Source organism: Polaromonas sp. P4_F9 (assembly GCF_056401235.1).
This window is the reverse complement of the sequence record NZ_JBFUJT010000003.1, coordinates 1-14,532: the sequence shown is the minus strand read 5'-3', so window position 1 is coordinate 14,532 and position 14,532 is coordinate 1. Positions and strand designations below refer to the sequence as shown.

Here is a 14,532-nt window from a genome sequence, read left to right as displayed (position 1 = left end):
GGATCGCCTCATGGAATTTTCTGTTGAAAGCCTGGAAACCCCGGCGCTGACCAAAGCGCATCTGGCTGAGTTGCTGTTTGAGCAGATCGGGCTCAACAAGCGCGAATCGAAAGACATGATTGACGCGTTTTTTGACCTGATTTCCGACAGCCTGGTCGACGGCAATGATGTGAAGATTTCCGGGTTCGGCAATTTCCAGATCCGCACCAAGGCGCCGCGTCCCGGCCGCAACCCGCGGACAGGCGAGGCGATTCCCATCCAGGCCCGCCGGGTAGTGACTTTTCACGCCAGCCACAAGCTTAAAGACCAAATCCAGGGCGACAGCGCTGCCGATTCTGCCGAGTAGTCAGGGCAACGGCCCCGTCAGTGTCCCGCCAACTCCGGTATTCCGGGAGAGAATGCCGACAGAGGCGGGCTGTAACTGAATGTCATGTTTGTGACATAACAACACATTTCAAAAAACCGCCATAACCCTTTGCGCTTACTTTCCACTTAGAGTAGATTTGGAAGTTTCCTCCTTAGCGCATTGATTTAATTGGAGAAAACCCTTCCCCCCATCCCCGCAAAGCGTTACTTCACCATTGGCGAGGTTAGCGACTTGTGCGGCGTCAAGCCTCATGTTCTCCGTTATTGGGAGCAGGAGTTTACGCAGCTGCGTCCGATGAAAAGACGCGGTAACCGCCGTTATTACCAGCACCATGAAGTGCTGATGATCCGCAGAATCCGCGATCTGCTGTATGACCAGGGCTTCACGATCAGCGGTGCCCGCAACAAATTGCAGGAAATCGTACAAGCCGAACGTGACAAGCGACGCAATGGCGAAGTCATGCTGGAGGGCCTGGAAGTTCTCGAAGTGAGCGACTCCGTGCTGGAGGATTTTGGCGACTCTATTGACTTTCAGGACAGCGAAGCCGAGAACGCCGATCTGTCCACCGCCAGCGCTGCGCTGCAAAGACTGCAACTGGTGCGACGCGAACTCTTCGAAATACGCGATCTACTTAGCTCGAACAGTTAGAACCCGTCTGGGCCGCGTTATAATTTAAGGCTTGTCGGTGTGTGGCGCAGCCTGGTAGCGCACTTGCATGGGGTGCAAGGGGTCGAAGGTTCGAATCCTTTCACACCGACCATTAGTTCTGACAGAGGCCTTCGGGGAGAAATTCCTGGAGGCCTTTTTCATTGGGAATTTTCATCGGGATTGCAGGCTCACACAGCCGCGAGCCCCACCAACCACCATTGACTCCACCCCGGCAGCGGAACAGTGGGCGTGGTTGTTGATAACCGGCGGCCCGTGCCCGGCCCTCTCATTCCGAAAGTCCTTGACGGGAGCGCTGCGTCTGTAACACTAGGCCGGGACAGGTAACGAATCAATTCCGGGGTCCGAATATGAATGAGTTAGCGACCGCGCGGTTTGCCAGGCAGGTGGGGTTTGGTCTGGGCCCCGACGAAGCAACACCCCCGGACGCCGTGGGATGGGCCAGTGGGCAGCTTGACTCTGCGCCGAAGGTGAAGTTTCTGGCCAGCCGGGCAGGGGACGAGTTAGCTATGCCCCCCGAGATCCGGTTGCTGGAGAGTCAGGAAGAGGTTGCCCACGCGCTTCAGCGCCACATTGATAGCCGGCTGGCGGTGCTTGCGGCCTCTCGCACGATGCCCAAGCCGCAGTGGGAGGCCCTGCGGTTCCAGACGATGCAACCGTTTCTCAACCTGACCGGATGGCAGGAAGGGCTGGCACGCGGCTGCATGGCCGTGAATGGCCCGGCACCGGTCTTTGAGAGGTTCTGGCATTTCTGGACCAATCATTTCACAGTGGCGCCGTCCGCCAACAACAACAGCCATACGGCGGTAGGGCCGTACATGCGCATGCTGCGCAGGCACATGACCGGCAGCTTTCGCGACATGCTGTTCGAGGCGGTCACGCACCCGGCCATGGTCCTTTACCTGGACAATGCGAGATCGACCGGAGCCAATTCGATTGCCCGGCGGTCCCGGGCCACCACGGACGAGATCAATGAAAACCTCGGCAGGGAGCTGCTGGAACTGTTCACCGTCAGCACGGCAGCGGGTTACAGCCAGCAGGATGTTGATGCGGTGACGCACATCCTGACGGGGTGGGGTGTGCAGCTCCCTAACAGGGCCGCCCGCCCGGGCATACCCCTGGGCAGCTACTTCAATTACGATCGCCACGAGCCGGGCAACCAGACTTTCATGGGCAAGAGCTACAGCGCCGTCATCAGGCACGACGGGAAACTGAACGATCTCATTGACGATCTGGCTGCCCATCCGTTAACGGCGCAGCACATTTGCACCAAGATTGCCACCGCGTTCCTGGCCGACAAGCCGCATCCGTCAAGCATTGCCAGGCTGGTCACGGTTTTCAGCAGCACCAAGGGCAATCTTCCCGCGTTGCATAAAGCTGTCGTGCGGGAGGTCGCCGAGTCGAGTCCCACATTGCGCAAGTTCGTCGATCCCCAGACCTGGCTTTGGACCGCGCATCGTGTCAGCGGTGCCCGCTTGCCGACGGCGCCGCCGCAACGAGGCGTGGCGGGCGAGCGCATTCACGGCACGCTGGATGAATTGGGGCAGGCGGTTCATGACTGCCCTCAACCCAATGGCTGGTCTTTGCAGAGCCAGGACTGGATCTCCCGCGAGATGATGGAACGGCGCTTGCGCTATGGCTATCACCTGACCCGGCGCATCGCACAGCCTGCCGAGTTGTTGCCTCAGGTTCTGGCGCGCCAGCATGGTCCTGACAGCGACCTGGTCAAGCAGCTGAACGGCCTCAAGGCCAAGGGCCTGGATGCCAAGGATCTGTGGACCGCCTACCTTACGTCACCTGCATTCTTGTGGAGCCAAGCATGAAGCGTCGTACCTTTCTCGGCTGTGGGGCAAGCCTGTCGCTGGTTGGCGCCGGGGCGCTCGCGGCCAATGGTCAAAGCCAGAGACGTCTGCTGGTTTTGCTGTTGCGCGGCGCAATGGATGGTCTGTCAGCGGTCCCCCCGCTGGGTGATCCCGAGCTTCAGGGCATCCGGGGCAGCCTGGTGCCACCCGATGCATTGCCTGGCAACGGCTTTTTCGGCGTGCATCCCGCCTTGCCGACTTTCGCGGGGCTGATGGCGGACAAGCAGGCCCTGGCCATTCACGCCGCGGGCTTCGGCTACCGGGGGCGATCGCACTTCGAAGGCCAGGACATCATGCAAAGCGGGCTTGTCAAACCCTTCACTTCGCCATCGGGCTGGCTGGGGCGGGCGCTGCAAAAAGCCAGTGTCGGCACCGGCGTCGCCATTTCAATCCCGATGCCGCTGATCTTGCGTGGCGACCCTTCGGCTGAAACCGAATTTCCGACGTGGCTGGAAAAGCCTCCGCCAGCGACCTATTCGGCCGTGCAGGAGCTGTGGGGCCGGGATGCCGATCTTTCATCGATCAGCCAACGGATTGCGGGAGGCCAAGGCTTGTCTGCTTCGGCATCAATGAGCCCAATGAGCACACCCGAAAGCAATCAGCTTATGCGTTCGCCCAAGAGCCTTGCGCATCAGGCCGGGCTCAGGATGTCTCGTGATGACGGGCCGATGGTGGGCCTCATCGACTTCGTGGGATTCGATACGCACGCCAGCCAGGGCGCGACGGAGGGCGARCATGCCAACCGCCTGAAGATGGTCGACGACGTGCTGGGCACATTCAAGACCACCTTGGGAGAGCGCTGGAACGATGCGCTGGTGTTGACCGTGACCGAGTTTGGCCGCACGGCCGCGCAGAACGGAACGACAGGTACAGACCATGGCTGGGCCAGCTGCATCCTGGCGGCGGGTGGCCTAGTCAAGACGGCGGGGATTGTGGCGGATTGGCCGGGGTTGGCGAAAGCCAGGCTCTTCGAGGGGCGGGACCTGGCCGCCACGGTGGATGCCAACGCTGTCTATGCCGAAGCGCTGAGCAGTGTCTTTGGCTTGACGTCAGGGCAGATCAGGGACGGGGTTCTCGCCCATGCCGCAGCGCCCCTGGCTCGAAACCTGTTCAAGACCTGAGCAGCTGAATCCGCAGCCCCCGCAGCGTAACGAGGTGAGTCGGCCGCCCCGGCGGTGCTGGATGGTGAGTAATCCTGTTGTCAGGTGATGTCCAGGGTGTGCACACCGAACGTGCCGGCCCGGCGATCGGCGAAGTAGCATTCCAGCGTTTCCCGGACCGTTCTGAAGGCGATTTCTTCCCAGGGGATTTCCGACTCCATGAACAGCCTGGCCTCTATGGTTTCATGGCCTGGGTTGAAGTCAGGGCTCAGCAGCCGCGCACGGTAAAACAGGTGGACCTGTCCGACGCGCACTACATTCATCACGGTGAAGAGCGATTGCAGTTCAAACTGTGCACCTGCCTCCTCATGGGTTTCGCGCGCAGCGCCTTCCGAAGTGGTTTCGCCCAGTTCCATGAAGCCCGCAGGCAGCGTCCATTTGCCCCAGCGGGGTTCGATATTGCGCTTGCACAGCAGCACCTGCCCGCCGTCTTCGCCCCAGATGGGCACGGTGCCCACCACATTGAGCGGGTTTTCATAGTGCACGGTGTGGCAGGCCGGGCAGACGGCCCGTTCCTTGGTATCACCATCATCGGGGAGGCGGTAAGCGACAGCGGTACCGCAAACGCGGCAGTGTTTCAGGGGAGGGCGGTGCATGCAAATAAGTGTAGCGGCTTTGCCTCTGACGGGCACCGCCCGCAACCCTACCGGCCGAAGTGTTTGCTATTAAAAAAATAGCGCACGGCGGCCGACCTGTTTGCTTGAGAAACGCAAAACCCCACAGCACCGCCGAGATCACTCCGGCTTGATGCCTGCGGTCTGGATGGTTTTGGCCCAGAAGTCGGTGTCCTTTTTGACCAGGGCTTCCAGCGCCGCCGGCGGGAGGTAGCGCAATTCAACGCCGGCGCCATCGGCGCGGGTCCTGGTTTCCGGCAGCTCAAGCGCAGCCTTGATCTGGCCACTGAGTTTGCCCACAACATCGGCGGGTGTGCCGGCCGGCGCGAAGATGCCGACCCAGGCCTCCAGTTCAAAGCCCTTGAGGCCCGCCTCCGCCGTGGTCGGCACGGCAGGAAGGCCGGGATGGCGGCTCTTGCCGGCCACGGCCAGCCCCTTGAGCTTGCCGACCTGCACCTGCCCCATCACCGACGGCGGTGTGGTGATGAACACCTGCACCTGGCCCGAGAGCACATCCTGAAGGGCAGGGCCGGAGCCGCGGTAGGGAATGTGCACCATGCTGGTCTGGGTTTGCAGTTTGAACATTTCGGTGCCAATGTGCGAGAGCGAGCCGTTGCCCTGGCTGGCATAGCTGAGCTTTCCCGGGTTGGCCTTGAGGTACTTGATGAATTCACCAAGATTGTTCGCCGGTACCGACGGGTGAACCGTGATGACGTTGGTGGCGACCGTGATCAGCGCCACGGGCAAAAAATCCTTTTGCGCCCAGGGCAGTTTGGGTGTGAGGTTGGGGTTGCCAACGTGGTAGGCCGAATAGGAGTTGAGCAGCGTGTAGCCATCGGGATTGGCGCGCGCCACGAACTGGTAGGCCACGTTGCCGCTGCCGCCGCCGCGGTTGTCAACCACCACTGCCTGCCCCGTGACCTTGGCCAGCGAATCAGACAGGATGCGGGCCGAAGCGTCGACAAAGCCGCCGGGCGGGTTGGGCACCACCAGGGTCACCGGCCTGGAAGGGTAGCCCTGGGCGAGGGCTGCGCCCGCGAGCAGGGTGCCGAGCACGGCGGTGGCTGCGCCTGCCAGCATGCGGTGTAGCGGCAGGTGTTGGGTAAGCGTGATCATGGGGAAAGTCTCCTGTATTAGTTGTGTGCTTGTATTGTTACTCGAGGTGTTGTGCGCGGGGTGCTGCTTAGTAGCGACCCGACAGCAATGCGCCGGCGCCGGGCACGCGGCGCTCCAGCCCGAGGCTCTTGAGAATGGCATAAGTCGTGCACACGGCGCTGGACACCACGGGCAGGCCGCTCGCAGCCTCGATGAGTGGCACGGAAGCGAGCGAGGGCATCTGCACGCAGGCCGAGGCGACGATGGCATCGGCGCCCTTGACATTGAGCTGCTTCCACAACTCGGCCGGTGCCTTCGGGTCGCGCGCACCGACCGCGAGGTTGTCGTGGATTTCCAGCGAAATGCTGTCAATCACTTCAATCCCTTCGTTTTCGATGTAGTCGATGACGAGGCGGGTCAGCGGTTTCATGTACGGCGCGATGATGGCCACGCGCTTGGCGCCCATGGCCTGCAGGCCCTCGACCAGCGCGCCTGCGCTGGTGATCACCGGTGTGGATGCGCCGTTGGTCACGGTGACTTCGTGCAGGCGGCGCTGGGATTCGCGGTGGTAGCCCTTGCCCATGCTCATGATGGCCACCAGGCAGGCGTAGCCCATGGCATCCATGCGCGCGTCTGACAGCTCGAGCGCGCAGCGGTCCGAGTCGCGGTCCATGGCTTCCAGTTCTTCCTTGGTGACTGATTTCATGCGCATGCGGCTGGAGTGAAACGTGAAGCGTTCGGGCAGCACCTGTTCGCGGGCGCGCAGCATGGCCGGGATTTCCGTCTCCATGGTGGTGTTGGAGCTCGGCACGATCAGGCCGACACGGTAATTTCTGGCGACGGGCAGTGTGTCGAGCCGTGTGTCGGGAAGTGTGGCTTGTTGTGCGGCGGACGGCATGGGCTTGTCTCCTGAATGGCTGTGAATTTGCCTATTCTTGGTGGTTTGATCCATACTGGCAAATACATAATCAAGATAAATCCATACTTAAACCAGATCAATCACATTCAACGGATCAATCACTGATCAATCCAGACCATGGAACTGCGCCAGATTCGCTACTTCACCGTTCTCGCCGATGAGCTGAGCTTCACGCGGGCGGCGCGCCGGCTGCACGTGTCGCAGCCGCCCCTGAGCTTTCAGATTGCCAGCCTGGAGGCCGAACTCGGTGCGCGCCTGTTTAACCGTACCAGCCGCAGCGTCGCGCTGAGCGAGGCGGGCAAAGCCTTTTTGCCGCATGCGCAAGCCGTGCTGGCGCGCCTGGAGGAGGCCCGCGGCCACGTGCAGCGTGTGGCCAGCGGCCTGCAGGGACGGGTGCAGGTGGGCCTGGCGGGTTCGCACTTTCTGGGGCCATTTCCGCAATTTATCCAGCAGTTTCGCCTGCAGCGTCCCGCCGTGGAGATCGCCCTGCACGAGATGAAACCGTCGGACCATCTGCAAGCCTTGCGCGATGGCCGGCTGGACCTGTGCGTCTCGCGCAATCCGCTGGAAGACGCGCAGATCAGCGCCGCGCTGTTATGGCGTGATCCGGTCGTGGTGGCCCTGCCGCCGGGTCACCGGCTGGCGGCGCGCAGCCGCCTGCGGCTGGCCGAGCTGAAGGATGAAGAATTTGTATTTCTGCGCCTGGACTCCTCGCCCTTTGCCGCGCGCTTGTTTGAGGCCTGTGTGCAGGCGGGATTTGCTCCGCACATCGCGCAGCAGGTGGTCGAGGTGCCGGCCGCGCTCAACCTGGTGGCGGCGGGCCTGGGCGTGGCCCTGGTGCCGGGTTCATTGGCGCAGCTGCGTGCCGATGCGGTGGGCATATGCAGCCTCAGTCCATCCATGCCCAAGCGCGCGCAGGCGGAGGGCAAGACGAAAATGACGGGCGGCCTGAACGGGAACGGTCCGGGCACTATCAATGGTGACGTGTACGTGCTGTGGCGTCGCGAGGACGCAGCGCCTGCGGTGACGACGTTCAGGATGCAACTGCTGGACTGGGCACGCGCCTTGCCACCGCAGACGGGGCGCTGATGGCCTGCGCTGATTTGATGCCAGGTTGATAGCCACTTGCCTCGTCTTTTTTGGGCTGGACGGCAAAAACCATAAAAAAAACCGGGCCACAGCCCGGTTTTTCTCTTGTCGCCCCCAAGGGCAGGGGGTCAGGCCTTGGTGGCCTTGGTGTGCTTTTCAATCAGGCTGCGCGCCGTGTCCAGCAGTTTTTTGCCGTCAAAGCCTTTCTTGTTCATGTCCTCGACCCACTCGACTTCCACCGTACGCGACTTGCGGCGGAAATCCTGAGCCTCGGCTGCGCTCACGGTGTAGATGGTGTTGCCGCGGTCGCTGGCGCTCTTGCGGCCGGGCACGTCATTGCCCTGCTGTACCTTGCCCAGCCAGGCCGAGGTGGCCATGCCGGAGTTGTTGTCAATGACTTTTTTCAGGTCGGGTGGCAGCGAGTTGTACTTGGCCTTGTTCATGGCCATCACGAAGGTGGTGGTGTAGAGGCTGCCACCGGCGGGGTCAAACTCGGCGTGAAACTTGGTGAGTTCGTTGACCTTGACCGAGGGCACCACTTCCCAGGGGATGACGCAGCCGGTGATGGTGCCTTTGCTCAGCGCGTCCGGAATGCCCGGCAACGGCATGCCCACTGGCGTCGCGCCCAGAATGCCCAGCAGCTTGGTGACCTGGCGTGTGGGGGCGCGCAGCTTGAGGCCGCGCATGTCGGCAATCGACTTCACGGGTTTGTCGACGGTGTGGATCACGCCCGGGCCATGCACATGAAGGGCGAGGACCTGGGTGTCCTTGAATTCGTCGGCCGCCATGGTCTGCACATACTCCCAGTAGGCCTTGGATGTGGCTTCGGCGTTGCTCATGATGAAGGGCAGTTCAAACACCTCGATGCGCGGGAACCGGCCCGCGGTGTTGCCGGGCAAGGTCCACACCACATCGACCACCCCGTCCTTGACCTGGTCGTACAGCTGGACCGGCGTGCCACCCAGTTGCATGGCGGGATAAGCTTCAAACTTGATGCGGCCACCGGATTCCTTTTCGACCTTCTCCATCCAGGGCTTGTGCATGCCCAGCCAGACGTTCGATTGGGGTGACATGAAGGTATGGAACTTCAGGGTCACGGGTTGCTGGGCCAGCGCCGACAGCGTCGGTGCCCCAAGGGCCGCAGCTGCGCCGGATTTGAGAAGGGTGCGTCGCTGAATCATGGGTTGTCTCCGGTTTTGATGGTCTTAACTTAATGGAACGAGGCTGGTTTGAGAAGCCGTGAATGCCCTGAGGGGGGCGCCGCTAACCGATGTACTGCACCAGCCAGAGCGAGATGGCCGGGAACAGCAGCAAGACGATGGTGCGGAGGGTGTCGCTGATAAGAAACGGCATGACGCCCCGGTAGCTCTCGCTGATCGGCACGTCTTTGGCCAGGCCGTTGACGACGTAGACATTGAGCCCGACGGGCGGTGCCAACAGGCCGAATCCCACCGTCATCAGCACCATGATGCCGAACCAGATCGCCACGGATTCCCGAGGCATGCCGAAGTCCAGCCCAATCACCATTGGAAAAAAGATCGGAATGGTCAGCAGCAGCATGGACAGCTCGTCCATGACTGCTCCCAGCACGACGTAAAACAGCAGGATGGCCGTGACCACCATGATTGGGGACAGGCCCCAACCGCCGACGACCCCTGCGAGTTGGCCCGGCACCTGGGTCAGTGCCAGTGCGGAGTTCATCAGGTCGGCACCAATGAAGATCAGGAAAATCATCGCTGAGCTCTCGGCCGTGGCATAAAAGCATTGCTTGAACTTGGCCCAGGTCATTTCGCGCTTGAGCAGCGCGGCCACAAAAGTCGCCGCCGCACCCACGGCAGCGCCTTCCGTCGGCGTGAAGTAGCCACCATAAATGCCGCCAAAAACAATCACGAAAATGATGGCAATCGGCAGGACGCCCACCATGGTCGCAAGAGTCAGGGCCGTGCGCTCCTCGTCCACTTCGGGGGCCTGACCGGGTACCAGCCTGACGTAAATGGCGATGGCCACCATGTAACCGAACATCGCGATGATGCCCGGCACCATGGCCGCCGCAAACAGCTTGGCAATGTTCTGTTCGGTCAAAATGGYGTAAMTCACCAGCGGCACGGAAGGCGGAATCAGGATGCCCAGCGTGCCGCCCGCAGCCAGCGTACCGGTGGCGAGCCGGCCCGAATAGCCATGGCGCTTCATTTCGGGCAGGGCCACGCCGGTGATGGTGGCGGCGGTGGCCACCGAAGAACCGCAGATCGCCCCAAATGCGGCGCAGGCGAGCACCGAGGCCATCGCCAGCCCACCCTTGAAACGACCCATCACGGCCGCCGCGAACTGGAACAGCGACTTGCTGATGCCACCCTGTGTCGCGAAGTGCCCCATCAGGATGAACAGCGGAATCACCGACAGGTCATAGCTGGCAAAGCGCGCAAACGCCTGGGTGTTGATGAAATTTGAAAACGGAGCCCAGCCCGTCTGCATGACATAGCCAATGCTGCCGGCCGCGAACATGGCCACCGCAATTGGGACCCGCACGGCCATGAAGACCAGCATGACGCCGAAAATGATCAGGGCAAGCGTGATGGAGCTCATGGGCTAACCTCCGCGCCACGCGCTGCGGTGCTATTCGCCTTGGGAGCGGCCCGGCGGCTCATGGGTGCGCCTCCACATCCTTGCCAAATCCGAATATCGTTTGGTACAGGCCGATGACACTGGTCAGCACAAAGGGCGGCACCATGGCGGCATATACCACCCATTCCGGAAACCCCAGGATCTGGGTTTCGGAATGAGTGCGCCAGGAGTTGAGGCCTCCGAGCGTGGTGCGCCAGGCCAGCAAGGCAAACAGCAATGCCAGCAACAGGGCGCCGAAACGGTCCAGCCTGTCGTTGCTCGCATCACTGAGTTTTGCCGTGAAGAAATCAACAATGATGTTGCCGCGCCTGATCTGACAAAAAGGCATGAACAGCGCAATGGCAGCGCCAGCGGCGACGCCGGTCAGCTCAAAATCGCCGGCCAGTGTGGCTCCGGCGACATTGCGGCCAATCAGGCTGACACAGGTCATGAGCGTGATCACCGTGAGCAAGAGGCCGGCCAGCACAGCGCAGAGCTTTGCCAGGTGTTGCAGTAGATTCAAGCGAGGTCTCCCGAAGTAAGCGTCTGCGGGCCATGTGACAGGAGAGGGCCCCGCAATTTGTCCGGCCGATTATGCAAATACCTGCACGCTGCGGGCAGGTGGCTTACCCGCAGCGCAACGGGTATTTGCGCGATGATCGGAGTGGGTGTGCGTCCATCGCGCAAGCAGGCTGCGGCATCAGGTCGCCCGCGCCGGGGCGGGAGCCTGGCACCGCGGCCGGCGCGCCACTTCAGGCGACGCGCACCGTCAGCGTGCCGAGGCCGGCCACGCCGCCCACCATGGTGTCACCCGACACCACGGCAGCCACACCCTCTGGTGTGCCGGTGTAAATCAGGTCGCCGGGCTGCAACTCCCAGGCCACGGACAGGTGTTCTATGGTTTCGGCGATGTTCCAGATCAGTTTGGAGACATTGCTGCGCTGGCGGTCTTTTCCGCCGACCTGCAGGTAGATCTCGGCGTTGCTCACATCGCCGGCCTGGGCGACGGGCGTGATGGGGCCGATGGGCGCGGAGTGGTCATAGGCCTTGCCGATGCACCAGGGACGGCCCTGTTTTTTCATTTCGCCTTGCAAGTCCCGGCGCGTCATGTCCAGGCCGACGGCATAGCCGTAGATGTGCTTGTGGGCATCGGCGGCCTTGATGTTTTTGCCGCCCGTGCCAATCGCCGCGACCAGTTCAATTTCATGGTGCAGGTTGTTGGTCAGGCTCGGGTAGGGAATGGTGCCCGTGCTGCCGGCGTCAACCACCACAAGGGCGTCTGCCGGCTTCAGGAAGAAGAAGGGGGGTTCGCGGCCAGTGAAACCCATCTCCTTGGCATGCTCTTCGTAGTTGCGGCCCACGCAGTAAATGCGGTGGACGGGGAAGCGTTCTTTGACTCCCACGACGGGTACGGAAACCGTGGCGGGTGGGGTAAATACATAACTCATGACAACCTTTCCTCTTTGTGTATGCCCAGGGCCTGATGCACCGGGCGGTCTGAAAAACTGAACAGCACACAACCTTGCTGCGAGTGCAGTTGGGCAGTGTGCCACGACGGAATCACAAAATGGTCATGCGGGCCAAAGTCGAATGTCCAGGACTGGCCATTGCGCTCGATGGTGACGCTGCCGTGGCCTTCCACCACGCTGAACACCGCTCCGTCGGTCTGGCGCCAGGGCTTGCCCGCAAAGCCCGCCGGCAGGCGCTGCATGAAGGTGGCCATGGTCGGCATGGGCGAGCCGCCCGTGGCCGGATTGACATAGCGCAGCTTGGTGCCGTCCCAGGCATCGATCTCGGCATGGGCTTCCAGCTGGTGCAGGGCCTCGCGCGTGCGCTCGTAGGGGTAGCTGAAGATCGGAGAGGTCTGGCCAAAGGGCGCGTCGTAGCGCACCGGCAGCATGTTGGCGCCGTAGCGCTGGTAGCTGATGCCTTCGGCCTTGGTCACGGCTTGCTGTTGGGCGCTGCCGTTTTCTGCAAAGCCGGCGTCGAAGAAGCGCAGCATGGGGATGTCCAGGCCATCCAGCCAGACCACGGGCGCATCTGATTCCACACGGCCGGGGTGGCCGTGGTCGTGCCAGGTCCAACTCGGGGTGATGATGAAATCGCCTGGCTTCATCTGTGTGCGCTCGCCGTCCACCGCGGTGTAGGCGCCCTGGCCTTCGACGACAAAGCGCAGTGCGCTTTGCGTGTGCCGGTGGCTGTGTGCGATTTCGCCCGGCATGATGACCTGCAGGCCGGCATAGAGCGACTGGGTCACGCAGGACTGCCCGCGCATGCCGGGGTTTTCCAGGATCAGCACCCGGCGCACCGCCTCTTCGGCGGTGATGAGCTGGCCCGCCTGCATCAGGAAAGGGTGTACCTCGGCGTATTTCCAGAGCGCGGGCTGGCACGGCGTCGTGGGAGATGGGGGCACCAGCGCGTGCAGCACCTCCCACAGCGGCGTCATGCTGTGGAACGAGATGGCGTCATAGAAGGCCTTGCGTGCCGGGTTGTCGGCGCGGGCCGGCTGGCCTGGGTTGGGGGGAGGTGTCATGTCCATGAGGGTGTTCCGCCGCTGGTTAAATCCTGTTGACTTGCTCGCCGGTGGCTGCTCAGTCGGCGCTTTCGTCGAGGTAAACGCCGTCCTGTCTGAGCAATTGCTGAAGTTGCCGGATGTCGATGTCGGCAAAAGTCTGGTCTTTATTCAGCAGCGCTGCCGCCGTGCCCGCCGCCTGGCCCATCACAAAGCAGCCACCGCTGGCGCGGGCTGCCGACTGGCCTTCGTGGGTCATGGAGGCGCAGCGGCCGGCCACCAGCAGGTTGCTCACGGTGACGGGCACCAGCATACGCCAGGGCAGGTCGTTGTAGGCGCGTCCTTCGGCCGCATCCACGTTGCGCGGAAACTGCCAGTCGATGCGGCCGTCGGCATGCAGTTCCATGGGCCAGGCATTGATACCGATGGTGTCGTCAAAGCGGGCCGACGAAAGAATGTCTTCGCCGCTCAGCGCGTACTGGCCCTGAATCCGCCGTGTTTCGCGTATGCCCACCTGCGGCGCAATGTCGACGATGGCTGATTGTTCAAAGCCCGGCACTTCGTTGCGCAGGAAGCGGAAATATTCCGTGATCTGGCGCCGCCCCTCCAGCTCGCCGTCGCTGAGCTGACGCGCATCGGTGGCATCCATGGCGGTGCCTTGGGCATTGCGGATTTGCGTGACGTTGGCACGCCATTCGGCCGGGTTTTTCTGGGGGCGAAGAATGGCGCCTTCACGTGGGAATTTGTAGCGGCCTGGTTCGCGCACCTGGCTTTGCGCCATCAGCGCGTTGATGGCCTTGAAGTCACCCACTGCTGCCAGTGCGCGTGGTGCATCCACATGACCGACGCGAAACATGGTCGAGGGAAACAGCGCGCTGCCATGCCCGTCGCCGAGCTCAAACGGCACACCGGCAAAGTGCGCCACGTCGGCGTCGCCCGAGCAGTCGATAAAGCACCGCGCGCGAATCGCCTGGCGGCCGGATTTGGTTTCCACCACCAGCGCACTGATCTGCCGGTCTTGCATGACCACAGCCGCAGCCCAGGCGTGAAACAGCAGCTGGACACCCGAGGCCAGCAGCAACTGGTCGGCCGCGCATTTGTAGGCCGACACATCATAGGAGCGAACCCGGATGCGGCCCTGCATGCCGTCCTGCGGCGCGTTGAGGCCGCCCAGCGCGGCTATGCGCGCCAGCAGGTCATCGACCACGCCGTGCACCACTTGTCGCATCTCGCCGTTTTTTCGGCCATACAGGCCGGCAAAGTTGGTGACACCGCCCGCCGTGCCCATGCCGCCCAGAAAGCCGTAGCGCTCCACCAGCAGGGTGCGCGCGCCATGCTTTGCGGCACTCACGCTGGCCGCCAGGCCGGCAGGGCCGCCGCCGACCACGACCACGTCAAATTCGCCGTAAACGGGCAGGGTGCGAGCGGGTTCGGTGATGAAGTTCAAGTTGGACCCCCGTCCAGGCTCACTGCGTGTAGCCTGTTCCCCCCTCGAGGGGGCGGTGAATTAGCCCACCCCTGTCCAAGCTCACTGCGTGTAGCTTGTTCCCCCCTCAAGGGGGCGGCGCCTGCGGTCTGGCAAAGCCAGTCCCGCGGCACCCTGGTTGTGCTCCCTGAAGTCTTTAACCCAGCATGGACAGGCGACAC

General features: G+C 62.4%; 14 protein-coding genes and 1 tRNA gene. 6 read left to right on the top strand and 9 right to left on the bottom strand.

Going from position 1 to position 14,532, the window contains the following annotated elements:
- Positions 1 to 10 precede the first annotated feature (10 nt).
- From AC1DUB_RS03785 to AC1DUB_RS03765, 5 genes are all read left to right on the top strand, one after another.
- Positions 11 to 346, top strand: coding sequence for an integration host factor subunit alpha (locus AC1DUB_RS03785; protein ID WP_477717002.1), 336 nt, complete (start codon positions 11 to 13; stop codon positions 344 to 346).
- Between the two features lie 189 nt (positions 347 to 535).
- Positions 536 to 1,015 carry a MerR family transcriptional regulator gene (locus AC1DUB_RS03780; protein ID WP_477717001.1) on the top strand — a complete coding sequence of 160 codons (480 nt, stop codon included), beginning with the start codon at positions 536 to 538 and terminating at the stop codon, positions 1,013 to 1,015.
- Positions 1,016 to 1,050: 35 nt separating this feature from the next.
- Positions 1,051 to 1,127: transfer RNA gene (locus AC1DUB_RS03775), tRNA-Pro, on the top strand.
- A 256-nt stretch (positions 1,128 to 1,383) separates the two neighbouring features.
- A complete protein-coding gene (locus tag AC1DUB_RS03770; RefSeq protein WP_477717000.1) occupies positions 1,384 to 2,856 on the top strand; it encodes a DUF1800 family protein in 1,473 nt (490 codons plus the stop codon).
- Entirely contained in the window at positions 2,853 to 4,016 is a 1,164-nt protein-coding gene (locus AC1DUB_RS03765) for a DUF1501 domain-containing protein (RefSeq protein WP_477716999.1), read from the top strand. The genes AC1DUB_RS03770 and AC1DUB_RS03765 overlap by 4 nt, the downstream gene beginning before the upstream one ends.
- A gap of 80 nt (positions 4,017 to 4,096) precedes the next feature.
- Here the strand turns inward: AC1DUB_RS03765 and AC1DUB_RS03760 are convergent, their stop codons facing one another.
- The 3 genes from AC1DUB_RS03760 to AC1DUB_RS03750 form a co-directional block, all read right to left on the bottom strand.
- Positions 4,097 to 4,651 (bottom strand): NUDIX hydrolase, encoded by a 555-nt coding sequence (locus tag AC1DUB_RS03760; protein ID WP_477716998.1) that lies wholly within the window; start codon positions 4,649 to 4,651, stop codon positions 4,097 to 4,099.
- 138 nt (positions 4,652 to 4,789) lie between these two features.
- Entirely contained in the window at positions 4,790 to 5,785 is a 996-nt protein-coding gene (locus AC1DUB_RS03755) for a Bug family tripartite tricarboxylate transporter substrate binding protein (RefSeq protein ID WP_477716997.1), read from the bottom strand.
- Between the two features lie 67 nt (positions 5,786 to 5,852).
- A complete protein-coding gene (locus tag AC1DUB_RS03750; protein ID WP_477716996.1) occupies positions 5,853 to 6,662 on the bottom strand; it encodes a maleate cis-trans isomerase family protein in 810 nt (269 codons plus the stop codon).
- 138 nt (positions 6,663 to 6,800) lie between these two features.
- On the opposite strand from AC1DUB_RS03750, the gene AC1DUB_RS03745 reads away from it, so the two are divergent.
- Complete coding sequence (locus AC1DUB_RS03745; RefSeq protein WP_477728376.1) at positions 6,801 to 7,772, top strand: LysR substrate-binding domain-containing protein; 972 nt, start codon at positions 6,801 to 6,803, stop codon at positions 7,770 to 7,772.
- A 128-nt stretch (positions 7,773 to 7,900) separates the two neighbouring features.
- Here the strand turns inward: AC1DUB_RS03745 and AC1DUB_RS03740 are convergent, their stop codons facing one another.
- From AC1DUB_RS03740 to AC1DUB_RS03715, 6 genes are all read right to left on the bottom strand, one after another.
- The gene (locus AC1DUB_RS03740; protein WP_477716994.1) at positions 7,901 to 8,953 is read right to left on the bottom strand and encodes a TRAP transporter substrate-binding protein; all 1,053 of its coding nucleotides are present in this window, start codon (positions 8,951 to 8,953) and stop codon (positions 7,901 to 7,903) included.
- Between the two features lie 82 nt (positions 8,954 to 9,035).
- Positions 9,036 to 10,355, bottom strand: a complete 1,320-nt coding sequence (locus AC1DUB_RS03735; protein WP_477728375.1) for a TRAP transporter large permease — start codon at positions 10,353 to 10,355, stop codon at positions 9,036 to 9,038.
- A 58-nt stretch (positions 10,356 to 10,413) separates the two neighbouring features.
- Positions 10,414 to 10,896 carry a TRAP transporter small permease gene (locus tag AC1DUB_RS03730; protein ID WP_477716992.1) on the bottom strand — a complete coding sequence of 161 codons (483 nt, stop codon included), beginning with the start codon at positions 10,894 to 10,896 and terminating at the stop codon, positions 10,414 to 10,416.
- Between the two features lie 229 nt (positions 10,897 to 11,125).
- Positions 11,126 to 11,821 carry a fumarylacetoacetate hydrolase family protein gene (locus tag AC1DUB_RS03725; RefSeq protein WP_477716991.1) on the bottom strand — a complete coding sequence of 232 codons (696 nt, stop codon included), beginning with the start codon at positions 11,819 to 11,821 and terminating at the stop codon, positions 11,126 to 11,128.
- Positions 11,818 to 12,912 (bottom strand): gentisate 1,2-dioxygenase, encoded by a 1,095-nt coding sequence (gtdA, locus tag AC1DUB_RS03720; RefSeq protein ID WP_477728374.1) that lies wholly within the window; start codon positions 12,910 to 12,912, stop codon positions 11,818 to 11,820. The genes AC1DUB_RS03725 and gtdA overlap by 4 nt, the downstream gene beginning before the upstream one ends.
- A 52-nt stretch (positions 12,913 to 12,964) precedes the next feature.
- On the bottom strand, positions 12,965 to 14,332 hold the full coding sequence (locus tag AC1DUB_RS03715; protein ID WP_477728373.1) for an FAD-dependent oxidoreductase: 1,368 nt from the start codon (positions 14,330 to 14,332) through the stop codon (positions 12,965 to 12,967).
- Positions 14,333 to 14,532 lie beyond the last annotated feature (200 nt).